Origin of the sequence: Paramixta manurensis (assembly GCF_013285385.1) — a bacterium.
GTDB classification, from domain to species: domain Bacteria; phylum Pseudomonadota; class Gammaproteobacteria; order Enterobacterales; family Enterobacteriaceae; genus Paramixta; species Paramixta manurensis.
The window spans coordinates 20,713-42,870 of the sequence record NZ_CP054213.1 but is presented as its reverse complement, the minus strand read 5'-3'; the positions used below and the strand labels follow the sequence as shown (position 1 = coordinate 42,870).

Annotated in this window: 17 protein-coding genes; all 17 read left to right on the top strand. The window is 56.7% G+C overall.

Annotated elements, in window-relative coordinates:
- Positions 1-7: 7 nt before the first annotated feature.
- Positions 8-463 carry a hypothetical protein gene (locus tag PMPD1_RS22335; protein WP_173636352.1) on the top strand — a complete coding sequence of 152 codons (456 nt, stop codon included), beginning with the start codon at positions 8-10 and terminating at the stop codon, positions 461-463.
- Positions 464-474: 11 nt separating this feature from the next.
- Positions 475-684 carry a hypothetical protein gene (locus PMPD1_RS22330; RefSeq protein WP_173636351.1) on the top strand — a complete coding sequence of 70 codons (210 nt, stop codon included), beginning with the start codon at positions 475-477 and terminating at the stop codon, positions 682-684.
- Positions 681-1,310 (top strand): F-type conjugal transfer protein TrbB, encoded by a 630-nt coding sequence (trbB, locus tag PMPD1_RS22325; RefSeq protein ID WP_173636350.1) that lies wholly within the window; start codon positions 681-683, stop codon positions 1,308-1,310. The genes PMPD1_RS22330 and trbB overlap by 4 nt, the downstream gene beginning before the upstream one ends.
- Positions 1,311-1,326: 16 nt before the next feature.
- On the top strand, positions 1,327-1,608 hold the full coding sequence (locus tag PMPD1_RS22320; protein ID WP_173636349.1) for a hypothetical protein: 282 nt from the start codon (positions 1,327-1,329) through the stop codon (positions 1,606-1,608).
- Complete coding sequence (locus tag PMPD1_RS22315) at positions 1,605-2,174, top strand: hypothetical protein (RefSeq protein ID WP_173636348.1); 570 nt, start codon at positions 1,605-1,607, stop codon at positions 2,172-2,174. Before PMPD1_RS22320 ends, PMPD1_RS22315 begins: the two co-directional genes overlap by 4 nt.
- Positions 2,171-3,538, top strand: coding sequence for a conjugal transfer pilus assembly protein TraH (gene traH, locus PMPD1_RS22310; RefSeq protein ID WP_173636347.1), 1,368 nt, complete (start codon positions 2,171-2,173; stop codon positions 3,536-3,538). The genes PMPD1_RS22315 and traH overlap by 4 nt, the downstream gene beginning before the upstream one ends.
- Positions 3,531-6,506, top strand: a complete 2,976-nt coding sequence (gene traG, locus PMPD1_RS22305; protein WP_173636346.1) for a conjugal transfer mating-pair stabilization protein TraG — start codon at positions 3,531-3,533, stop codon at positions 6,504-6,506. The genes traH and traG overlap by 8 nt, the downstream gene beginning before the upstream one ends.
- A gap of 24 nt (positions 6,507-6,530) precedes the next feature.
- Positions 6,531-7,106 carry a hypothetical protein gene (locus PMPD1_RS22300; protein WP_173636345.1) on the top strand — a complete coding sequence of 192 codons (576 nt, stop codon included), beginning with the start codon at positions 6,531-6,533 and terminating at the stop codon, positions 7,104-7,106.
- Positions 7,107-7,236: 130 nt separating this feature from the next.
- The gene (gene traT, locus PMPD1_RS22295; RefSeq protein ID WP_173636344.1) at positions 7,237-7,968 is read left to right on the top strand and encodes a complement resistance protein TraT; all 732 of its coding nucleotides are present in this window, start codon (positions 7,237-7,239) and stop codon (positions 7,966-7,968) included.
- 228 nt (positions 7,969-8,196) lie between these two features.
- Positions 8,197-10,764 (top strand): type IV conjugative transfer system coupling protein TraD, encoded by a 2,568-nt coding sequence (gene traD, locus PMPD1_RS22290; RefSeq protein WP_173636343.1) that lies wholly within the window; start codon positions 8,197-8,199, stop codon positions 10,762-10,764.
- The gene (gene traI, locus PMPD1_RS22285; RefSeq protein WP_173636342.1) at positions 10,761-16,427 is read left to right on the top strand and encodes a conjugative transfer relaxase/helicase TraI; all 5,667 of its coding nucleotides are present in this window, start codon (positions 10,761-10,763) and stop codon (positions 16,425-16,427) included. Before traD ends, traI begins: the two co-directional genes overlap by 4 nt.
- Positions 16,428-16,498: 71 nt before the next feature.
- On the top strand, positions 16,499-17,305 hold the full coding sequence (locus PMPD1_RS22280) for a DsbA family protein (RefSeq protein ID WP_173636341.1): 807 nt from the start codon (positions 16,499-16,501) through the stop codon (positions 17,303-17,305).
- 268 nt (positions 17,306-17,573) lie between these two features.
- Positions 17,574-17,945: a hypothetical protein gene (locus tag PMPD1_RS22275; protein WP_173636340.1), complete on the top strand. Its 372-nt coding sequence runs from the start codon at positions 17,574-17,576 to the stop codon at positions 17,943-17,945.
- Between the two features lie 227 nt (positions 17,946-18,172).
- A complete protein-coding gene (gene repA, locus PMPD1_RS22270; protein ID WP_173636339.1) occupies positions 18,173-18,427 on the top strand; it encodes a replication regulatory protein RepA in 255 nt (84 codons plus the stop codon).
- 228 nt (positions 18,428-18,655) lie between these two features.
- Positions 18,656-18,727, top strand: a complete 72-nt coding sequence (tap, locus tag PMPD1_RS22265) for a RepA leader peptide Tap (RefSeq protein ID WP_072034413.1) — start codon at positions 18,656-18,658, stop codon at positions 18,725-18,727.
- Positions 18,720-19,586, top strand: a complete 867-nt coding sequence (gene repA, locus PMPD1_RS22260) for an incFII family plasmid replication initiator RepA (protein WP_173636338.1) — start codon at positions 18,720-18,722, stop codon at positions 19,584-19,586. Before tap ends, repA (PMPD1_RS22260) begins: the two co-directional genes overlap by 8 nt.
- 1,097 nt (positions 19,587-20,683) lie before the next feature.
- Positions 20,684-22,003, top strand: coding sequence for a DUF1173 family protein (locus PMPD1_RS22255; protein WP_173636337.1), 1,320 nt, complete (start codon positions 20,684-20,686; stop codon positions 22,001-22,003).
- Positions 22,004-22,158: the final 155 nt, after the last annotated feature.

The following is a 22,158-nucleotide window of genomic DNA, read 5'->3' as shown; positions in this document are numbered from 1 at the left end:
CTCCCTGATGCTGACACTTTCGCCCCTCTGGCACGGACGGCTACGCTCCGCCCACAGCCTGACGAATCTGTTGCTGCAGACGTTTGTTATCCACCCGGCGTTGTTGTTTTTCATGCTGTTTTTGTTGGGTGCGCACAACACCGGCGGCGCAGGACAGATGATCCTGAACGAAGCCGATAAGCTGGTGCGTGACGCACCGCCTGGCAGCGTGTGGGCCTGCGTGCAGCAGGCCACTCGCGGAACAACTTTTCCTACCGTGCCACTTAAGTCACTTCGTGACGACGCTCCGGTTTCATCTGATTTGCGAACGGCTCCTCCATCCAATCTATGCGTGAAGGCACCGCAAAATCGCGCGGACTGGGTAAACGAATTCAACAGCACGCTGCTGTTGCTCTATAAGGTCGGCGTCACGCTTTCATTGTTAGCACACGGGATCGTGTGGTCGATACGCCGCAGGGCATAACGAGGTAACGCATGAATAAACTTCCTTTCATTGCCACGCTGTTCATGGCGGGCATCATCTTCAACTGCCTGCGGGAACTGCTGAACTACTCACCGGCGCTGACCCACCAGGTGCTGGTGACGGGGGCCGTAACTAGTTTCGGGCTGGCCGCGCTGGTCTTTATCGTTTCAGAGATACGCGAACACCGGCGCACGCGGAAAGAGAAGGGGCTCAGGCTATGAACGTGAAGGCTCTTTTCTCTCTGCTTGTCCTGTTTCTGCCGCTGGCCGCACAGGCATCCGTGGCCGATCAGATAGCGGCGCTGGAAAAAAACAAGACACAGGGAAGCGGCGTATCACTGCCGGATTTAGGCCTTCCCGGTACGGCTCCGGGCAAAACCCGCGCCGTAAAACCCGCGAATCCGCTGACGCTGACGGACGGACGCGAGGTAAACCTGAACGACTACGCTATCGTCGTTTTTATGCAGCGAGCCTGCCCCTACAGCGCGAAGTTCGACCCGAAGCTGAAGGCATGGGCTGATGAGGCGGGTATCAGGGTGTATCCCTACACGCTTGATGGTTACGGAGATACGTCATTCCCGGTCGCGTTAATTCCCCGCAAAGCCGGGCCAGGCGAGCCGATTGCCGGGGAAATACTGACGTTTTTTGGCAATGGCCTGCCGATTGCCACGCCAACCACCTTTATGGTCAACGTGAACACCAACATGGCGTACCCGCTCTATCAGGGTGATACGGATATGGCCACCGTCAGCCAGCGGCTGGCGCAAATGATAGAAGCCGATATTGACCATCTGCCGCCGGATACGCTGGGTCCGGTACCGTCCAGTTCGTCGCTGACCTCTCAGTAACAATACGGAATACACCATGGTTGAGAAACCCCTGACGCTCTCATCAACGGAGAGGGCGTTTCTGCTCGTCTGCGTCTCGCTGCTGCTGGCGGCTGGTCTCTATGTCTGGCTGGTTCAGGACGTAATGGGCCGGAGAATGCTGCAGGCGATATCGGGTCCGGACGGTTTGTTAATGGGCGGCCTGCGGGACTTCCCGCTGCTGTTTTTGCTTTCTCTTGCCGGCGGCTTTGCCGCAGGGGCGCTGGTCAGTATTACGCTGCGCCGGCAGGGATTTATGGCTTACCGGAGTGATGAATGAACATGACTGAAAAAGTATCTGGCAAGGTAAATGAAATTCTGACGCTCATTTCCTGCCTCTTTCTCTCCACAGGTGTCGTGCTGGGTGGTATCGCGCTTGGCAACGCAGTCTATCAATGGACGGAAGGGCCTTACAATCTGGCGTTACCATCGTTTCTTCATCTGCCAGCCAGGTTAATGGTGGCTCTTTCAGTTAGCTGCTTAAGCGTCTGGGGGGTGAGTGAGGTCATTATGCGCATTCGGGGCAGACGCCTGTCCCACAGGGATGAAACTCCGCCCTGTGCGTTTGTGGCGACCGTAACACGTGAACCGCCTGGCGCCGGCCTGTCTGAACCATGGCCGGAGAGCGATGACCGGTATCTGGTGCTGAAAATTTCCGATATCAGAAACGGCATGACGCGGGAAGAGCAGCGCGCGCTTCGAGCCCTGTCTGAAAAAGTTACGGGATTTCGTCAGGAGCAGGGTAAACCCGGGCTGGTTTGTGTGGTTATAGAGTACGACTGGCCGGAATACCCTGTTGTCACCCGAATGCTCACGCAGCGTATTAAAGCCGGGGCCTCGCTATGAAAATCCGGCAACTTCTGATTTCCGCAGCGGCGGCGTTCGTCATCAGTACTCCCGTGCTGGCAGATGTGCAGGGCGACCTTAACGGCTACTTCGGCAGCCTGGGCTTTGACGGTAACGTCTCAAAGGCGCAGGCCTGGCAGGGGCAGGCGGCGGGTTACGTCACCGGCGGCTCTGTTTATCTGCGTAATCCGGTCAAACAGGTACAGCTTATTTCAATGCAGGTGCCTTCGCTCAACGCAGGGTGCGGCGGCATTGACGCCTATCTCGGGGCCTTTTCCTTCATCAATGGCGCCGAGCTGCAGCGCTTCGTAAAGCAAATCATGAGCAATGCGGCGGGCTATGCCTTCGATCTCGCATTGCAGACGATGGTACCTGAGCTCAAGCAGGCCAAAGACTTCCTGCAAAAGCTGGCTTCCGACGTGAACTCGTCCAACATGAGTTCCTGTCAGGCCGCGCAGGGGATCATCGGCGGGCTGTGGCCGGTCACGCAATTGTCTAACCAGAAAATCTGTCAGGATATTGCCGGCTCGGACAACCTTTTTTCTGACTGGGCGGCATCGCGTCAGGGCTGCACGGTGGGCGGGCAGGGAGACAGCGTCACCAGCCGGGCTTCGGCAAATGAAAAAGATCAGGTACTGAAGAGCAAAAACCTCATCTGGGACGCGCTGGGCCGTAACCACCTCTTCGATGGCAACCGTCAGCTGAAAGAGCTGGTCATGAGCGTGGTGGGCTCCATCATCTTTAACAGCGCCGGACAGGTCACGATTCTCACCCCGCTGGTTGATAACCGGGACATTATTACCGTTCTGATGCGCGGCGGTACCGCCAAAATGTACGGCTGTGACGAACCGGATCTCTGTCTGGGGCCGACAGTCACGAATGTCACGATCAGCAGCGACGTGGCGCTGGTGAAGCAGGTGCAGAACCTGATGATTTCCATCGACGGCAAACTGGGTGCGGACACCGGTCTGTCAGATCAGGAAAAGGGATTTATAAACACCACGTCCGTGCCGGTGCTCAAATACCTGACCAATTCACACAGCATGGGAATGAGCCCGACCTATCTGATACAGGTCGCTGACTTCATTGCCCAGGACATGATGATCCAGTACCTGCAGGAGCTGGTGAAGCAGGCAAGCCAGTCGCTGGCAGGTAAAAACTTTCCGGAACAGGCGGCCGGCGAGCTGCGTAACAACGTGCTGGCTGCAACCTCGCTGCTGGCGCAGATGAAGCTGCAGTCCACCTCGGATCAGAACGCGCTTGACGGTATCGACCGCAACATGCAGTACCTGCAGCAACAGGTGTCGACCATTATCTCAACGTCCTATCAGGGCAATTATCAGTGGGGAACAGGCAATGACTGAGGTCTATACCATTTACGGCGGGGACATGTATCGCCAGGTGCTGAACGGTGTGGTGACCATTGTCGGGACCGACACCTACAGTACATTAAAACGTATAGTCGGCCTGTTCGGCGTACTGGGCGTGATGTTCAGCTTTATCAAATCACGTAATCCAATGGTGTTCCTGCACTGGTTTGCCATTTTTTTCGTCATTACCTCAGTGCTGCTGGTACCGAAACGTAGTGTCCAGATTATAGATGTGACGGACCCGGCAGCGGTCTATGAGGTTGATAACGTGCCGGCCGGCCTGGCGGCCATCGCGGGGCTCACTACCGGATCGGGATTTGGTGTTGCAAGGCTGTATGACTTCGCGCTGGCCCGCCCGGACTCGCTGACCTACACCAAAACCGGCATGCTGTTCGGCTCGCAGATAGTGGCGCAGTCATCTGATTTCCGCACGCAGAATCCTCAGCTCTCACAGATGCTGACGGACTACGTGGAAAACTGCGTGGTGGGCGATATTCTGCTGAACGGAAAGTACACGGTGGCGGATCTGCTTCACAGCACTGACCCGCTGACGCTCATCACCAGTAACCCGAGTCCGCTGCGCGGGTTGTACCAGGATGCCGGAAGCGGACGCCAGTTCATTACCTGTCAGCAGGCGGCGGCGGTGATTAAGAACCTGATAGGCGCAGATATCCGCATCGGCGGAACGACCTGGCATGCGCTTTCAACCCGGATATTCGGGAATAAAGTGAACGCAGAAGAACTGCTCAGCGGTGCGATGGATGACAGCTATAACTTTTTCTACAAGGGCGGCCTGAGTGCGTCTCAGATTATGCGTAATAACGTCACTAATAGCGCCATCCGTGACGGCTGGAAAGGGTTTTCTGCCCGGTCGTCTGATACGGCCAACCTGCTGAATCTCGCAACGGAATCCAGCCTGACGAAGCAGCGTATCAGCTGGGGTGCCGGTGGTGTGATTGCGGCCCGGACGCTGCCGATGTTCCAGTCGATGATGATGCTTGTGCTGATAGGCCTTTTCCCGCTGGTTATTGCGCTGGCGCTGGTCAATCACAGCATTTTCGGACTCAACACACTGAAACTCTATGCCGGCGGCTTTCTGTACCTTCAGATGTGGCCAGTCATGTTTGCCATCCTGAATTCTCTGGCCAACTTTTACCTGCAGACGAAAACCGGGGCGACGGACCTGGTCCTTTCCAATGCGGACCTGGTCGGGCTGCAACACTCTGACGCAGCAAATATCGCGGGCTATCTCAGCATGTCGATCCCGGTTCTGGCGTTCTTCCTGACCAAAGGCGCGGCCTCTGTAGCGTCACAGGCCGTTGGCGGTATGCTGAGTTCAACGGCGTTTACAGTCGGAGGACAGGCGTCAACCACGGCGGACGGCAACTGGTCGTTTAATAACATGTCGATGGATAACGTTAATGCCAACAAGTTTGATACGAACCTGCTGCAACGCTCCGGAGCGCAGGGGTATCAGTTAGGGAACGGCGCGATGCACACGCAAACGGCGGACGGGCATAATGTTTATGACACCAGTCAGGCCATATCCAACCTGCCGGTTAACATGCGGCTGAGTTCACTGGCCAGCAGTGGTTTCACCGAGCAGTCCCGACAGGCCATGCAGCAGGCGCAGTCAGCAATGGATGGTTATAACCACAGCGTCACCAGCGGCTTCCAGCAAATGCATCAGCTAACGAGCCAGCAGGGTAACAGCGATACCCTGACGCAGGGCAGCGACAGCAGCGTGGCCACTAACGCCACACGCGGCGCAAGCATGATGCAGTCGGCCGTCGAAAGTTACGCGAAGTCGCATAATGTGTCTGAGCAACAGGCTTATAATCAGCTGATGGATATTTCTAATCAGGGCAGTGTGGGGGCTGGCGCGAGAGGCTATGTTAAGTTTGATTCCGGCGACCAGCTGGCCGGTAAGCTCGGTAAGTGGGCAACCGGCCTGAGTGCCGGCGGTGAGGCGAACCTGAATACAGACTGGCGTCATTCGTCAGGAAGCTCTCATGGTACTCAGGACAGCCATGCAGAAGGCAAAGACTTCCGGCATGATGAAAACAGCCAGGTCGTGCGGGATTTCCGGCAGGGTATGGATATGGTGACCACTTCGCGCCTGAGTGAATCCGGCAGTCATACTGACAACCAGTCTAATTCGCAGGCAGATCAGTTCGCGGCCACACTTAACGATGCGAAAAGCCAGTACCACCAGTTCACCGAAAGCAGTACACGCAGTCAGGAATTCAGCCGGATGGCCACACTGGCACAGAATCAGAGCGCCAGTCTGGATGCTAACTATAATCAGGCTTTTGTTGACTGGACCACAGCAAAATACGGTAACGATGCACAGAATATCCTGACCAACGTGAGTAGTGCCCGTGCGGCAGCAACCGAATTTATGCAGGATCGGCTGGAGCCGGAAATCATGCAGAACTACGGTGCCCGGACAGAGCAGGCAAACTCACAGTCTCTCTCTCCGTCAGTATCGATGTCGGATGGCGGGGCCGGTATTTCACAACCGGCTGGCGATGGGCGGTCAGGTGAGTCTCAGCGTCACGGCGTGGCAATTGATAATCAGGAGCGTAATCTGATTGCGCCTGCAAAAAAACCTTCTGCTGCGATGACTGAGGATTTCCGGAACAGCGTTAATCGTATCAACCAGCAGGCAGGCGAAAAGGGTATTCCTGATAATGTCGCGGGAAAAGTATCAGAACAAAGATCTGCCAATTCCGAAACCATTAGCAATAATGACGGGAAAATAGGTGAAAACAAAACCACTGTTCAGACATCCAGTGATATACTCAGGAATGAGCATCAGGGTGCGGTGAAAAGTCAGCAAATTGGCCGCACTGAAGAGGATTTAAAACAAACGCAGCCTCTTTGGGATAGTTCAGAAGTAAGGGGCAATTTTCAAGAAAAACTTAAAGCGTTAAGAGAACAGCAGAAAAAAGCCTCATAAGTAGAATCTAATGGGAGAGGGAATATGGCTAATTTCACTAAAGCAGAAATTGATGCAGATATGGCAATACTTACTGATAAACTTTCATCGGGAGACCGAGTTATTCCCTCCAGTTCTGATTTGCTCAAAAAGTGTTTTTTCATACCCGTTATATCTGTTGTCTTGAGCTTTGTTAGTACAATGATTTTCTATTTAGTTGACTCACAGAGGTATCCAGATGTTTATTCTGAAGGCTTCCTCAAATTTCTGACGTCGGATGGTTGGGTAGTAGTTGTACCTACTGCCATTATTGGTTTGTTTTTCTCTCTAATGACTTACAACAACCTCATAGCGTATCTAACCATCCCTGAAAATGTTCGGCAGAGCTCATTAATTTTGAGCCATTTGAAGAGAGTCGTTAAGCGCACGATTACTTTCTTTTTGGTTTTTATGCTTCTTTCGACTATATCGTCAGGATTCATTTCGTGGATGGCTTTTGGAGTGCCAGCTTCTGAGCTAGCTTTATTTTTCATCGTTAATATTGTTGTTGGAATGGAAGTTAATCGAATTGGTTCAGGTTTAGCTCTCGAAAAAATCAGTTCTCTGATTAAAAAAATTTAAGTATTACCACTTTCTGCCGATACCCTTCCTGGCACACTGCCGGAAGGGTTTTCCCTCCTGATTCATTAAGTTAAACGCATGTGCTTCGGGGCGCGCCTGCCCCGCTTTTTATTTGACAAGGATACAGCAATTGAAAAACCGCAAAACTTTTGTGGCGGCTGTGGCTGCTTCATGTCTGGTGCTTTCCGGATGTAGCGCAGTGGGTACCGCAATCAAAAAACGCAACCTTGATGTAAAAACCCAGATGAGCCAGACCGTCTGGCTTGAACCTTCCAGTGAAAAAACCGTTTTTCTACAGGTGCGGAATACATCCGATAAGGATATGAGCGACCTGCAAACCATGCTCGCACAGGATCTCACGGCTAAAGGGTATACCATCACGGCCTCTCCGGATGCCGCCTGGTACTGGATACAGGCTAACGTTCTCAGGGCGGATAAAATGGACCTGCGCCAGTCTCAGGGGTTTCTCTCAACGGGTTATGAGGGCGCAGCGACAGGTGCTGCGCTGGGTGCGGGAATTACCGCTTACAACAGCAATTCTGCCGGCGCGACACTGGGCGTTGGTCTGGCGGCGGGGCTTATTGGGCTGGCAGCAGATTCAATGGTCGAAGATGTGAATTATACAATGGTGACCGATCTGCAAATCTCCGAACGTACCAAAGCAGCAGTAACCACCGACAATGTCGCGGCGCTGCAGCAGGGAAGTTCCGGCGTCAAACTGCAGACCAGCAGCGAGCAGGGCGACCGCATGAAATACCAGACACGCGTGGTATCAAATGCCAACAAGGTTAACCTGAAATTTGAAGAGGCGAAGCCGGTACTGGAAGCACAGCTGGCGAAATCAGTCGCCGGAATGATGTAACCCACCGGGACGAAATGGACGTGTCGGCAGGTCAGCTCCCTGTCACGAGAGAATCTACCGCATCCACAATGATGTCCCTCAGTTCGGGTCGGTAACTGTGTCGTTCGTCTCCAGCCCTCCCCGTTAAGTAACCCAAGCGGGCTGCGCCGCAGCCCTGTTCCTTTTCCCGCGATGTACAGCCTGCCCCCTACGGGGCGGGCTGCGCCTGCACGTCTTCCGGAGCAACACATGAGCTTTATACCCAAATTTCTGACGCAGGGGGGCCAGATAACGGCCTACCGTCTGCGCATGTTTGCCCAAGTTAACAACTGGATATTTCACTGGCTTTTACTGCTGTTTCTGGGCGCCACGTGTGTGCTTTTCTGGATCACCACGCCGGATGATGTGCTGCGAAACGGGTTCTGGTACTGGTGCGCCTGGCCCACGTCCTCACTGCTGGGCATTGCGCCGGGAACGGAAAGTGCCACATGGGATATCTTCTGGCACTGCAATGCGTCAGGGCCGCTCTGCAGCATCAGGCTGACACCGGCTCAGTTACTGACCAATGTGTGGATGCAGGACATGGGACGCCAGTTCCTGCTCAGGCTGCGTTTTATTGCCATCGCTTGCGGGCTGACATGTGGCCTGTTGTTTTTAGGTGTGACCTGGTACGTGGGGCGCATCGGCAAAAAAGAAAGCGAAGACGAGTTCATCTCCGGGATGAAGCTGACCGATGATCTGCGCGAAGTGAATCGCCTGCTGAAAAAGGCTGGCGAGAAGTCCGATCTGCAGATTGGCGGCCTGCACATGGTCAGGAATGCCGAGGTCATGAATTTTCTCATCCACGGCACCATCGGCGTCGGTAAATCCACGCTTATCCGCTGGCTGCTGGACTACATCCGCCATCGTGGTGACCGCGCCATTATCTACGACTCGGGCGGTACCTTTATCGAAACGCACTACAACCCGCGTACCGACAGGATCCTTAATCCTCACGACAGTCGTTGTGAGAACTGGGAGCTCTGGCGTGAATGCCTGGATGTGGTCGATTACGAAAACATGACGGCGGCGCTGATGCCGGTGGAAGGGGACTCTGACCCGTTCTGGGTGTCGTCCTCACGTACCATCTTCAGCGACGGTGCCATGCAGTTTGCGGCCCGCCCGGACAGGAGCATTGAAACGTTCCTGAAGACCCTGCTCTCCATCGACCTGAAAAGCCTGCGCGAGTTTCTGAAGAACACCCCTTCGGCCAACCTGGTTGAGGAGAAAATCGAAAAGACGGCCATCTCCATCCGTTCGGTGCTGACCAACTACGCCAAGTCGCTTCGCTACCTGCAGGGGCTGGATAAGGAAGGCAAACCGGCGTTCAGCATCCGGGAGTGGATGACCGACGCACGGTACGACAGCAGCTGGCTGTTCATTTCCACGACGGCCCGGCACCGCAAAGCCGTGCGTCCGCTTATTTCCATGTGGCTGTCACTGGCCACGCTGCTCCTGCAGAGCATGGGTGAGAACAGCGACCGGCGTGTATGGTTCGTCGGCGATGAGATAGCCAGCCTGCAGAAAATCCCGGAGCTGAACGAAACGCTGGCCGAAGCGCGTAAGTTCGGCGGCTGCTTCGTGCTGGGCATCCAGAACATCCCGCAACTGGTGCACATCTACGGTCGCGAGATGGCCAAAGCCATTTTTGACCTTCTCAACACCCGCGCCTATGGCCGTTCCCCAAGCGCCGAGGTAGCCAAAATAGTGGAAGACGAACTGGGCCATCAGCGCCGGCGTGAGGCGCGCGAGCAGAACAGCTTTGGCCTCGACCAGATCCGTGACGGTATCTCGCTCAGCCGGGACAAGGTCAATGAGCCGATCGTCGATTATGACCAAGTAATGAAGATGCCGAACCTGCGTTTTTACGTGCGTCTCCCGGGCGAATATCCAGTGGTGAAGCTGAGCCTGAAGTACCGGAAGCAGAAAAAATATCACCCGGCCCTCGTCGAGCGCGATTTTCGCGACAACCTGAGTCCGGAGCTGGAGCGCATCATCGCCGGCAACGAACGCAGCGCCACAAATGCCGGTATCCGTTTTCCTACCGGGGAGGAAATTCTGGAGAAAAGCGCGGATGCCTCCCCAGCAAACGTCAGCGCCAGCCAGCCCGCCGTGCCGCCGACGACGTTTAATTCCCGGGCAGGCACCTCCGGTGACGCCGCGATGAAACCGGATGCCGCACAGGCAGTAAAAAAGGCACAACCTTCCGTGCCCGATACCCCGCCAGCCCCGGTCGGGAAAACCGGCGCGTCAGAAACCGGACCACAGCCGCTTCCCGCGAACGTCCGGGCGTTCAAACGCCCGGATCAGACTGAGCGTGCGTCGCCGGCCGGGAAACCGGTGGCTGCGCCGGAAACTTCCCCGTCTGCAGAGAGAGCGAACGCGCCCGTGACACAGGAGCAACCGCTGGCAAACGCCGTCACGCCGCCGGTGAAATCAGCCGGCAGCGGCATGAATGCGCTTGAGATGCTTAACCGCTTTAAACGTCAGACCGCGGCGGCGAACGCCGGCTCCGGTGAGGGCGTGGCTGATGCGCCGGGTGAACCCCCGCAGCTGCAGATGGAAGTGACTGCCGGTGAGGACGGCGAGCTCACGCTGCGCACGGCAGGGGCGCAGAAAACCGCGCCGGAAAGCCGCGAAGAGGCTTATGCGGAGCAGTACGGCATGGCCTCGCAGCGTATGGCTGACGAAGAACAGAACATCCTGCGCCATCGCCATGACCATGAGGCGTATGAGGCGCCAGGCGACCATCATGAACCCGGAGGATACGAACGATGATGACTGTTGCTCCCGTGGCGTCCGCCTCAGACGCTGCCGGTTATTACAGCAGTAAGGACAACTATTATTTTCTCGACGATCTGGAAAGCCAGTGGCTCGGCGAGGGCGCGCGTGAACTGGGTCTGGAAGGTCCGGTTGACCTGGATACGTTCACTAACGTTCTTCACGGCAGGCTGCCTGACGGCACTGAGCTGGGTAAAGACGTTCAGGGTAGTCACGTACACCGTCCGGGGCACGACTTTACCTTCTCCGCACCTAAAAGCATTTCACTGCTTATCCTGGCCGGCGGCGATAAACGTCTGCTGGAGGCGCACCATGAAGCGGTAAAAGAAACACTGTCAGTTATCGAACAAATGGTCACCGCACGGGATACGAAAGATGGCGTCACCAGTATTGTGCCGACAGGAAAAATGGTGGCGGCGCTTTTCACTCACGATACGTCACGTAATCTCGATCCCATGATCCATACCCACGCCGTGCTGGCGAACGTAACTGAACTGGAGGGGAAGTGGAAGGCACTGGCTACCGACTATATCCACGGGGCCGGGTTTATCGAAACCATGTATCGCCACCAGGTTTCGTTCGGAAAAATCTATCGTAACTCGCTTAAGAGTAAAACCGAGGCGCTGGGTTACGAGACCGAACTCACCGGCGGCAGGCATGAGCTGTGGGAGATCAAAGGTTTCACAGAAGAAGTGCTTGATGAGTTTTCATCGCGCCACCGGGAAATTATCGGACAGGTCGGCGAAGAGGCCTCGCTGAAAAGCCGTGACGTGGCCGCCCTCGATACGCGCCAGCGTAAACAGGATATCAGCCGTCTCAGAGACTCCGATGAACCGGTGGTTTCTTCACCTGAGAAGACGGTGTCAGCGCCTTCCGGTTCACCACGACTTCCGGAAAGCCGGGAGCCGCGTGAGCCTGTCCCCGCGTCTCCGGCACTGCCGGAAACGGAGCACCGGCAGACCGATGCCAGTCATAATGAAAAGACGCCTGAAAACGGTGAGCCGGGCGGGGCGTTACAGGAACAATTACCCGGCTCCCCGGCGGTGCCGGAGCAGGAGCAGCCGATTGTTAAACCTGAAACGACGGACGGTCGCTCGCGCCTTCAGGCGCGCTGGCAACGGCAGATGGAAGGAACCGGTTTTGATATTGACGGGGTGATGCAGGCGGCGCGGGCACGCGAAGCCACGCGCATTATCTCCGGGGACGAGTCTCCCTCGCCGGCGGACATCATTGACACGGTCCGTGAAGCGATTTCCGTTCTGAGCGACAGCCGCACGCGTTTTACGTACGGTGATTTACTGATGACGGCACACCATGCCGGCAGTGAGCAGCATACCATTCCGGCGTTGCGGCGCGCGATTGACCAGGCCATCAGTGAGAACCTGCTTGTGCCTCTCGACGGTGATAAAGGCGTATTCACGTCGGGCATTCATTTACTTGACGAGCTTTCGGTTCAGGCGCTGGCCGCAGATATCGTTAAGGAAAACCGGGTTATCCGGTTCCGTTCGCCCGCAGACGCGGCGCCGGCACATCTTAAATCGGCAGAGCACGAACCGATTGCCATCCTGAACGCGCCGGCATCCGTCCAGCGCCTGCGTGAAACGACGGAGGAACTGGTGACAATGTCACGCAAGGCGGGGCGGGAAGTCAGGGTGCTGGCCAGTTCAGTAGAGCGCGCGATGAGCCTTGAGAAATCGAAAATACTGAAGGGCAATATTCTTCAGCGCAGCCGCGTGCTGGACAGCACGTTCAGCCTGTCTCCCCAGAGTACGCTCATCATTGAAGGCGCGGAAAAGCTGGGGTTGAAAGAGATGCTCGTCCTGACCGGTGAGGCACGGGAAAAGAATGCGCAGCTCTTGTTCCTGGACAGCGCCGGGCGGCAGTCTAATGCGAACGCCCTTTCCGTTCTGTCGACGTCAGGCGTGCCGCGTCATGGTCTGACGGAACCCTCAGCAGGGCTTGAGGCCAGAGTTATCAGTATTACGGACAAACGCGATCGCTATCATGCCCTGGCGGAACGGTTTGCCGAACTGAGCAGCCCTGATAACCCGGTCACTGCCGCTGTTGTGGGGGCCCGCGAGCAGCAACAGCTGACCGGCATCATTCGCGACGCGCTGCAGAACGCCGGAAAGCTTGACAGGGAGGGGGTTGTCATCGAGGCGCGCACGCCGGTATTCATTACGGCAAAGGAACGCAAACTTGCGTCCTCTTACCGCCCGGGGATGGTGCTGGAAGACCGTTCGGAGAAAAATGAAACCCGCCATTATATTGTTGACCGTGTCCATGACGACACACGCATGCTGTCGCTCATAGACAGCGACGGTGTGCTTTCCCGCGTAAAGCTGAGCGCACTAAACGGGGACTGGCGCGCGTTTACGCAGGAAAAGCTTAGCGTGGCGCCGGGTGAGCGGCTGTTTGCGGTGGCGGGGGATAAGCAGGCAGGCCTCCGGGCCCGCGATCGCCTGACGGTGACGGCGGTCGAAAACGGTGAGCTGACCCTGACACGTGAAGGACAGAAGCACCCCCTGACGGTCCGCGCCGATCGCCCGCTGTACGTGACACACGGGTACGTCAGCGCCCCAGGCGCCCGTGATAATGAGCAGGGGACCGTACTGGCCAGCCTGAATGGCCGTGACCTGTCCTCTAACATGATGAACGCGCTGGCACAGTCAGGCAGCCAGGCTGAGATCTTTACCGGTGAAGCCCTGCACCGGGCCGAAGATAAACTCGCCCGGATGCGAACGGGGCGTTCACCGCTTGCCCTGGTACAGCAGGCCAGCGGTAAAGACGACGCCGGAGAAGCACTGAACACGCTTAACGCAGCACTGCTGACGGACACACAGAAAGCCGTCACACGAAGCATTGCGCAGATGCGGGACGTATCTTTCTCAGAGGCGAAGCTGCTGGATATTGCAGGTGGCTTCATCAGTAATGTCGGCGCCCTGCGCCTGGAGGTGGCCCGTCAGGTGAAAGAGGGCGACCTGATCCCGGTCAGGGTGAAGGGCGAGCCACGATTTGTCGCCCGCGCCACCTGGGAGATGGAGAAAGAAATTGTTGCGGCCATCACGGACGGAAAAAACACGCAGACGCCGCTGATGGCGAATATCGCGCCGGCTCTGCTGGACGGCCTGACGCAGGGACAGAAGGTGGCCACCTCACTGATCCTGCAAAGCACCGACCGTTTTACGGCGGTTCAGGGGTATGCGGGAACCGGTAAAACCACGCAGTTCCGCGCCGTTCAGGCGGCTATCGACACGTTACCGGAGGGAGACAGGCCGGTCATTATCGGTCTTGCCCCCACGCACCGGGCGGTAAAGGAGATGCGCGATAACGGCATCGAGGCGCAAACGCTGAAATCTTTCGTGACGGACTGGCAGCAGCGCACCGCAGCCGGCGAAACGGTGCGCTATGACAGGACCCTGTTTCTAATCGATGAATCCTCCATGATCGGTAACCAGGATACCGCCGCGGCCTACCGGGCCATCACGGCAGGCGACGGGCGAGCCGTGCCGGTTGGCGACGTCGCGCAGCTGGAGTCACCTGAAAGCGGCGCGCCCTTCCAGCTGATGCAGGAGCGCAGCCCGATCGATGTGGCCGTGATGAAGGAAATTGTTCGTCAGCGCGATGCAAACCTGAAATCAGCGGTCTACAGCGTGATTGAGAACAAGGCGGGCGCCGCGCTGGAAAAAATCAGCAGCGTTTCACCGCTGACCGTTCCCCGCAGGCCGGGGACGGTTGCGCCGGCGAAATCGGTGGCTGAAACGAAAGATCCGGTCAGCTTTATTGTGGCGGATTATATGAGCCGGACGGATGCGGCCCGGGAACAGACCATGATACTGGTCCAACTTAACGCGGACCGCCGGGCTGTCAACAGTGGCATCCATCGGGCGATGGTGGAAAGCCGGGAACTGGGCCAAAAGGCGGTAATCATTCCCGTACTTGAGCGCATCACCGGCGGGCGCCACGACTTTAACCGCATTCAGGACTGGAAACCCGGTCAGGTTGTCCAGGCGAACGATCGCTATCTCAGCGTTACCGGCATCGATAAGGGGGGAGACAGGGTACTGCTGCGGGATGAGGCGGGACGGATACATTACTACTCGCCGCAGGAGCTGAATGCCACCGAAATCGAGGTGTTTGACCGCCGGGAGATAGAGCTCCGCGAAGGCGACCAGGTGCGGATGACCAAAACGCAGAAGCTGGCCGGACACGCAGCCCACGAGCAGTACCGTGTCGAGCAACTGCGCGACAACGGCGAAATCGTGCTGAAAAACCGGGACGGAAGCAAAACGATCGATCCGCTCACCGTGACCGCCGACCGCCACGTCGATTATGCCTGGGCGGTGACCGGATACGGCGGTCAGGGCGCCAGCGCAAACTACGACATCGTCCTGGAAGGCACGGAAGGCGCGCGTAAACGCATGAGTGGTATGCGGGCCTTTTATATCAACGCCTCGCGCGCCCGGGACCATGTTCAGGTCGTCACCGATGGCGTGAATGACTGGATGGATACGCTGAAAGAGCGGGATAAGGGGCCCGTCACTGCCCACGATGCCATTCACCCTGAACCCGAGAGAGCGCAGGCCCGGCAAATATGGGCAATGGGACAGCCGCTGGCCAGAACGGCGATTGGCCGGACGTTTTTGCGTGAACAGGGACTCGGGAACAGTGCTGTACCTGCCCGGGTTATCCCTCCGACGAGAAAGTTTCCTGACGCTCACCTGGCGCTGCCGGTGTATGACGGAAACGGTAAAACGGCGGGGCTGGCCATGCTGCCGCTGCAGCCGGAAACCGGCAGGATAAGAGCCGGTGAGGTCAGGCATATGATGACGCCGGGCGGGCAGGCGGCTGTTTTGCAGAAAAGCCGCAGCGGCGAAACGGTGATTGTCAGCGATATGGCTCAGGCCCTTGACGCCGCGCGCGCGAACCCGGACGCCGGCGTCCTGCTGCTGACGGGGGCCCGAACGCCTTCAGCGCAGTTGCTTAAGGTCGCGGGCGGTCTGCCGGACAAGAGCCGGCGACCGGATGCCACGCTGCTTCATCTGGTTCAGACCGAGCTGCAGGCGTTTTTACGTATCCTGCCCCCGGATGTGCCGGAACAGGAGAATAAATCCGCGCTCATTGCCGCACGGGAGGTGGCGAACAAACTCGGTACAGAGTCGCCTGTAACACTGCCGGACTCGTCGGACAAGGAACGGTCGGTGCTTTCTGACCGGATGGCGGCGCGCATTGCTGAGGCCATGAAGGAGAAGGTGCCTTCGCTCCCCGGAGAGAACGTCCCGGACTATACTGCCCTGGTGCGTCTCGCCTCCCATGCCCTGGCGAAAAATGCCGGCCTGCCTGACGATGCCGTTCTGCATTCGGTGGTCAGTGCGCTGTCGGCGAACCCGCTACCGGCTGGCGTACGTCTGCCTGCTGAGATACCGGCCGGTTCTGATGTTCCGGTATCCGTGCTGAGGCAGATTCAGGAAGAACAGCGTGCTGAAAGGCTTTCATCAAAAGCACAGCAGCAGGATCTCTCAGAGCAGGGGCTGGCCAGCGCCGCGCGGGCGCTTGAGCGGCAGGGCGTACCCCGGTTGCCGGAAGCGTCCCGCGGACGTGAGCCGGAGCGGGATATGCCGCTGCCGGACAGGGTCAGAGACATTCAGAAAGAACGTTAATATTATCGCCTGCGCTAACAGCGTCAGGCATTCTCAGATACGCCGGCCTTCGCCGGCAAACGGAAACTATTATGAAAAAAATTCGCAATGTGGGCGCCTTCGTACTGGCCTTCAGCACCGGCTTTGCCGCAATGAATGCGTTTGCGGCCGGCGACGAAGACTTTACCCCCGCCCAGCAGGCCCGGATTGGAAAGATTGCTGCCGATTACCTGGTGGCGCATCCGGAGGTGCTGATTGAAGTAAGCCAGAAGCTACAGGCGCAGCAGGCGGAGCGGAAAGCAGGCGCACTGACTAACGCTGCACTGCACGGACACCGGCTGCTGATGCAACTGGATGGCGTGCCGGTGAAAGGACCGGCGAACGCGAAAGTCATCGTGACCGAGTTCTTCGACTATGAGTGCAGCGCCTGCAGCATGATGGCGCCAAACATGGAGCAGGTTATGGCCAGAAACCCGGACGTGCGCTTTGCGTTTCGCGACTGGACCATTTTCGCCTCTCGTTTTCCCGAATCCACGCAGGCTTCCCGGCGGGGCCTGGATATCTGGCGACAGAAGGGCGCGGATGCGTACATGGCCTACCATAACGGCATCTACCACGTCTATCCGGTTGCACAGAACGAAGGAAAGCTGACCGGCGCGGACATCGAAAAAGTGGCGAAGTCTGCGGGCGCGGCGGCAGAAGATGCGGGTAAGCGTGACCAGTCAGACCAGCTGATCGCCGGTAATGACGCGCTGGCGCAGATGCTGGGTCTGGAAGGAACGCCCGGTATTATCGTGATGCCGGCAGAGGGGCCAACGGCGAAAAACACGACCGTCATTCCGGGCGTGGTCAGCGCTGACGTGATGCAGCAGGCGATTGACCGGGCGGCAGGCAAGTAAAAAAAGCCCGGTTCGCCGGGTGAAATCTGTTCCTCAACCTCAGTGCTACCGTCTGGCTGAGGGTGCGCAGCGATAAAACCTTAACCCCTTAAACGGCCGGTTCGCTCAGGCTGTTCGTTCCTCGCTCCGCTGCGGTACGCCTCAGCCTGAACGCCCCGACCGTTGCCTGTTAAAAGCAAACCTGAGCCGCATTAATACGCTGACACCGCACCTTGCTTCAGTGGCACGTCCTTCCCGGGGTTTTTAATCAATCCAGTTAAGAGATCGTATGAAAAATAACAAAATCCTTCTTCCTGTAATTACCGCCAGCTGTCTGTTGTTCAGCGGGCTGACATTTGCCTCATCAGTTAAAACGGAGCGAATTCCTGGTGATTCAGGCGCGCAAAATTTTATTAAACATCTCACAACGGTTTCCCCCGAAATGGGAAAGCTGGCTGAAGATATCAATAATTCATCGAAAGCCAACTGCGGGTCTTCACTCTCTGAGCGGCAAATAAAAAATATAGTAAGTGACAATAATGAGTACGTAGCGCTTCTTAAAGAGCTTATGACAGATAAGGCTTATACAAGCACCAGTGCATATCGCGACAGAATTAATGGTATTGCAGGCGAGGCTTGCAACTATCTGCAGGTACTGTGAAGCCACTGATAATCGAGTTTCCTGACATAGTGACTCTCCCGAAAATCCCTCTTTTTGGCTGGCATTTTTCATACTAATTCCGCCGCCATTTGATCGACAACTTACACCCGGCACGATGAGCCATGCGCCAACATGGCTCACACTTTCGCGTAAAGTTAAGTCGCTGATTTCATGAATCTGTAGTATTCTCTGCGAAATTCAGTCTGAATTTAGTGGAGGAGGCAGAGATGTCGCAATCAGTTACAGCAGTCACTACCTCATCAGGATCTAAACGCCCGTATCGTAAAGGCAATCCTTTAAGCGCATCTGAAAAGCAGCAGGCGGCTGTGGCCAGAAAAAAGCTTACACATAAAGAACTCAAGATTTTCGTACGGAATCCGATTAAAGACAGGCTTCTGATTGAGTGCGAGAAAGAAGGTTTAACTCAGGCTGAGTATATTGAACGCGTGTTGCAGCAAGCCTTTGATGAGAGCGATAAATAAGTAACGGTATTACTTTCTTGTCGTCTGTCGTTTGAAGTGATAGATTGCAAACCGTAAAACATTCTGGCGGGCCACGCCATAAGGTGGCAGAGAGTCTGGTTGGCTGATTAGCGAAGACCAGAAAAAAGAAAACCCCGATAATCTTCCAGAGTTTGGCGACGAGGAAAGACTAACGGGGCTCACTGAATCTGCATAGAAGCTGTTGCTCTATGCGGGGAGTATAGATTCATGCCCGGAAAACTGCAATACCTTCTGTGCGTACTCCTTCTGTGCAACATAAGCGCAGGAAGGCGTGACTGAACAACTTACTGAAAACACATCATTTTACCGGCAGGTAAAAAATCCTAATCCGCAATTCACGCCACGTGAAGGGAAGAGGACCCTGCCGTTCTGCCGTAAGCTGATGGCGAAAGCCGAAGGCTTCACGTCCCGTTTTGACTTTTCCGTCCACGTCGCGTTCGTTCGTTCGCTGGGTAAGCGTCACCGTATGCCACCGTTACTGCGCCGCCGCGCCATTGATGCGCTGCTGCAGGGACTGTGTTTCCACTATGACCCGCTGGCTAACCGTATTCAGCGCTCCATCACCAATCTGGCCATCGAATGCGGTCTGGCCACCGAGTCGAAAAAAGGCAACCTCTCCATCACCCGCGCCACGCGGGCGCTGAAGTTTTTGGCTGAGCTGGGGCTGATTACCTACCAGACCGAGTATGATCCGCAGATCGGCTGCAACATCCCGACAGATATCACCTTCACGCCAGCCCTGTTCTCCGCGCTCGACGTCTCTGACGTGGCCGTGGTGGCCGCCCGCCGCAGCCGGGTGGAATGGGAAAACCAGCAGCGCAAAAAGCAGGGCCTGATGCCGCTGGAAATGGACGAGCTGATAGCAAAAGCCTGGCGGTTTGTGCGCGAGCGGTTCCGCAGCTACCAGACGGAGCGCAAGTCGCACGGGCTGAAACGCGCGCGTGCGCGGCGGGACGCGGAGAGAACCCGCAGGGATATTGTGACGCTGGTTAAGCAGCAGCTGACGCGGGAATACGCCAGCGGACGCTTTACCGGCGGCCTTGATGCCATGAAGCGTGAGCTGGACCGTCGCGTGAAAGAGCGCATGCTGATGTCGCGCGGCAACAACTATACGCGGCTGGCTCCCGCGACCACCTGACCCTCCTTTTTCAACAATCCGGCTGGCGCCGGAGGATTACTCACGCCCGTCATTTACCTCTGCTTATTATCTGAGCGCCGCAGTCTCTCTCCCCATACTCATCCGCTTTTCTCTTCCGTCAGACCGGACGGAAATCATACCGGTTCGCCTGTTTTTCCGGGGTGAATTCAGTTTTCCACAATTAACTGCAAGGGACCTTTCCATAAGGTTACACCCGTACTGTTTACAGGCCGCCAGGCGCTGTTTTTTCAAGGTGCGTGATTCCTTTTAAATACCTGCTCAGTACCTCTTTTAAATATCTGTCATTACATTCTTATAAATAAATAACCTGTTCGCCGCCTGACCTGTGGACAGGCGCAGAAGAATGACCGCCCCCGCAGCGGACTCACGTCCGCGCCGGTTCGGACGGCCACTACGTGGCTGAGGTTGCTCCCGCCTCATGGCGGGCCCATAAAACTTTAGTTACAACACGCAAGAAACCACGCAAAAACTTACCGGTAAACACCTCACCCGTGCGCTCCCGCCTCACCCACTGAAAAGCCGCGCCGCCCCCGGCCAGAGGCCGGGAACAGAGCCGCTTTTAAATGAGTGTTGTAACTAAAATTCTGTGTGGATTTGGGTTATGTCGCGGCATATTAAGTAAACACGCCCGTAAGCGGCCCTGATGGCCCGCTAACGCGGAGATACGCCACGGCTTCGCCGTGACCACTCCGACGGCGCACAGAAGCTCCTGAGTCGCGTTAAGCGGGTCTGGCCTAGCAGGGAAGGGGCTGGCATCGGTGAAACCTTTCAGACCGGAACCGGCTTTGCCGGGTCACGGCGCCGGCAGGCATCAGCGTTCTCTTCAGCAACGGCTGGCGCCTTCATGCCGCTTCGCGGCATCAAAAGACTGGCGATGAACGTGAATTTTAATCCTGTGAGCAGGAGACCGCCTGAAAAATCTGGCCGGTGGGCAGTCATGTGCATTAAGTGCCGGTTCAGATTAAAAAATATACCGTTCTGAGTGCGTTAGCATTTCTATTATGTTTAAATATAACAATCAGTTACTTCACTAAACAGCACTGTTTTCCCTGACGTGGAACCCGGAGGAAATGGTCATGGCGACAAAGAAAACGTATCCGGTCCGGTTTGCCGGTCAGCGCGGCACGCGTGAGTGCGGTGCTGACTTCCGGACGGATAATCCGGAACAGTGGCAGCGCTGGCTGAAGCACGCGCGCGACAACAAAACCACCACGGTGGTGACCTGCCTGTGCCAGCCTCCGGAGGAAGATACGCACCGCCGGCGCCTGAAGGTGCACCTTTCACAGAAAACGGACCAGTGCTGGCTCGCGTCGTGGGCCTATTCCGGCCACGAACACGCACCGGAATGCCGCTTTTACTCCGTCTGGCCGGATGAAAGGCAGGCCGCTATTTACACGCACGACGTGGTAAAGGCGGCACCCGGGGGGCATCTGGTCGTGCGCCTGCCGACCGGCCTGCAGAAGAAAGAGGCCCCGGAAACCAGGCAAGAGATAACTCCGGCCCGGGGCGTGACGGGCAGGCGGCACCGGCAGCCCTCGATGCGCCTGCTCGGGCTGTTGCACCTGCTCTGGGAACAGTCCGGCATCAACGTCTGGCATCCCGCCTTCGACCGCAGGAAACGCTATCCCGGCTGGGTAAGCTGGCGGCTAAACGAAACGGCCGCGCGTATCCGTATCGGCCGGGTACCACTGCAGCACTCCCTGATGCTGATGGCCATGAAGGATTCGCCGCAGGTCGCGCAAAACCGTCAGACCGTTAAAGGTGCCGGCGGCGCGTCCCGCCGTCTCATTATGATTTCGCAACTGGCCACCTGGAATGACGCGGCCGCTGAGCGGCTGCAGTTCACGCTTCCGCTGGGGCTGTTTGCCGGTTTTCCGGCGCTGGCGCTGCCTGACGACGTCCGGGCGCGCCTTGCCCGGAGCTTTTCACGTGAAATGGCAGACTGGCGCCGCGGGGCCAGAGTGATGGTTATCTGCGAAACCGAGCCGCCGGAAACCGTTTTTATCCGGAAAGATGGCCGGAACATACCGCGCAGCAGCTGCAGGGTCATCGATGCGGCGCTGATGACCGTCAGCCCGCGCTATATCCCGCTGGACTCGCGCTATGAGGGCATGGTTGAGGCGCGCCTGTGGGAGGAAAAGCGCGCGTTCATTAAACCACTGCGCTACGACGGTGAGGAGGATGTCTTCCCGGACTTCGTGCTGACCGACGTGCCGGGAACGGAGGCGCTGCCCCTGGAGGTGTTCGGGATGAACACACCGGAATACCTGCAGCGTAAGCAGGTCAAGACGGCTTTTTACGACAGTGAGTACGGTGCCGGCCGGTGGTGGCAGTGGGATGCTGCAGACGATCCGGAAGGGGCTGATATGCCCGCTTTTCCTCCCCGTCAGCTGTGAGGTAATTTTCTGTATCCGGACTGACTTCTGTTCATGCCTTTACTATTACCGGCAATAGTAAAGGCCGCATGAAATTAATAAAATCAGAGGCCGTTTAATACTATAAAATCCAGTAAAATTAAGAACTTTCCACTAAAGTATCCCGTTATATTTCC

Bases quoted from the DNA above. Each gene is read 5' to 3' on its own strand.
- repA (WP_173636339.1), top strand. From the start codon at position 18,173: ATGTCGCAATCAGTTACAGCAGTCACTACCTCATCAGGATCTAAACGC.
- PMPD1_RS22255 (WP_173636337.1), top strand. From the start codon at position 20,684: ATGGCGACAAAGAAAACGTATCCGGTCCGGTTTGCCGGTCAGCGCGGC.
- PMPD1_RS22330 (WP_173636351.1), top strand. From the start codon at position 475: ATGAATAAACTTCCTTTCATTGCCACGCTGTTCATGGCGGGCATCATC.
- PMPD1_RS22315 (WP_173636348.1), top strand. From the start codon at position 1,605: ATGAACATGACTGAAAAAGTATCTGGCAAGGTAAATGAAATTCTGACG.
- PMPD1_RS22300 (WP_173636345.1), top strand. From the start codon at position 6,531: ATGGCTAATTTCACTAAAGCAGAAATTGATGCAGATATGGCAATACTT.
- traG (WP_173636346.1), top strand. From the start codon at position 3,531: ATGACTGAGGTCTATACCATTTACGGCGGGGACATGTATCGCCAGGTG.
- traH (WP_173636347.1), top strand. From the start codon at position 2,171: ATGAAAATCCGGCAACTTCTGATTTCCGCAGCGGCGGCGTTCGTCATC.
- PMPD1_RS22335 (WP_173636352.1), top strand. From the start codon at position 8: ATGCTGACACTTTCGCCCCTCTGGCACGGACGGCTACGCTCCGCCCAC.
- PMPD1_RS22320 (WP_173636349.1), top strand. From the start codon at position 1,327: ATGGTTGAGAAACCCCTGACGCTCTCATCAACGGAGAGGGCGTTTCTG.
- PMPD1_RS22280 (WP_173636341.1), top strand. From the start codon at position 16,499: ATGAAAAAAATTCGCAATGTGGGCGCCTTCGTACTGGCCTTCAGCACC.
- traD (WP_173636343.1), top strand. From the start codon at position 8,197: ATGAGCTTTATACCCAAATTTCTGACGCAGGGGGGCCAGATAACGGCC.
- PMPD1_RS22275 (WP_173636340.1), top strand. From the start codon at position 17,574: ATGAAAAATAACAAAATCCTTCTTCCTGTAATTACCGCCAGCTGTCTG.
- traI (WP_173636342.1), top strand. From the start codon at position 10,761: ATGATGACTGTTGCTCCCGTGGCGTCCGCCTCAGACGCTGCCGGTTAT.
- trbB (WP_173636350.1), top strand. From the start codon at position 681: ATGAACGTGAAGGCTCTTTTCTCTCTGCTTGTCCTGTTTCTGCCGCTG.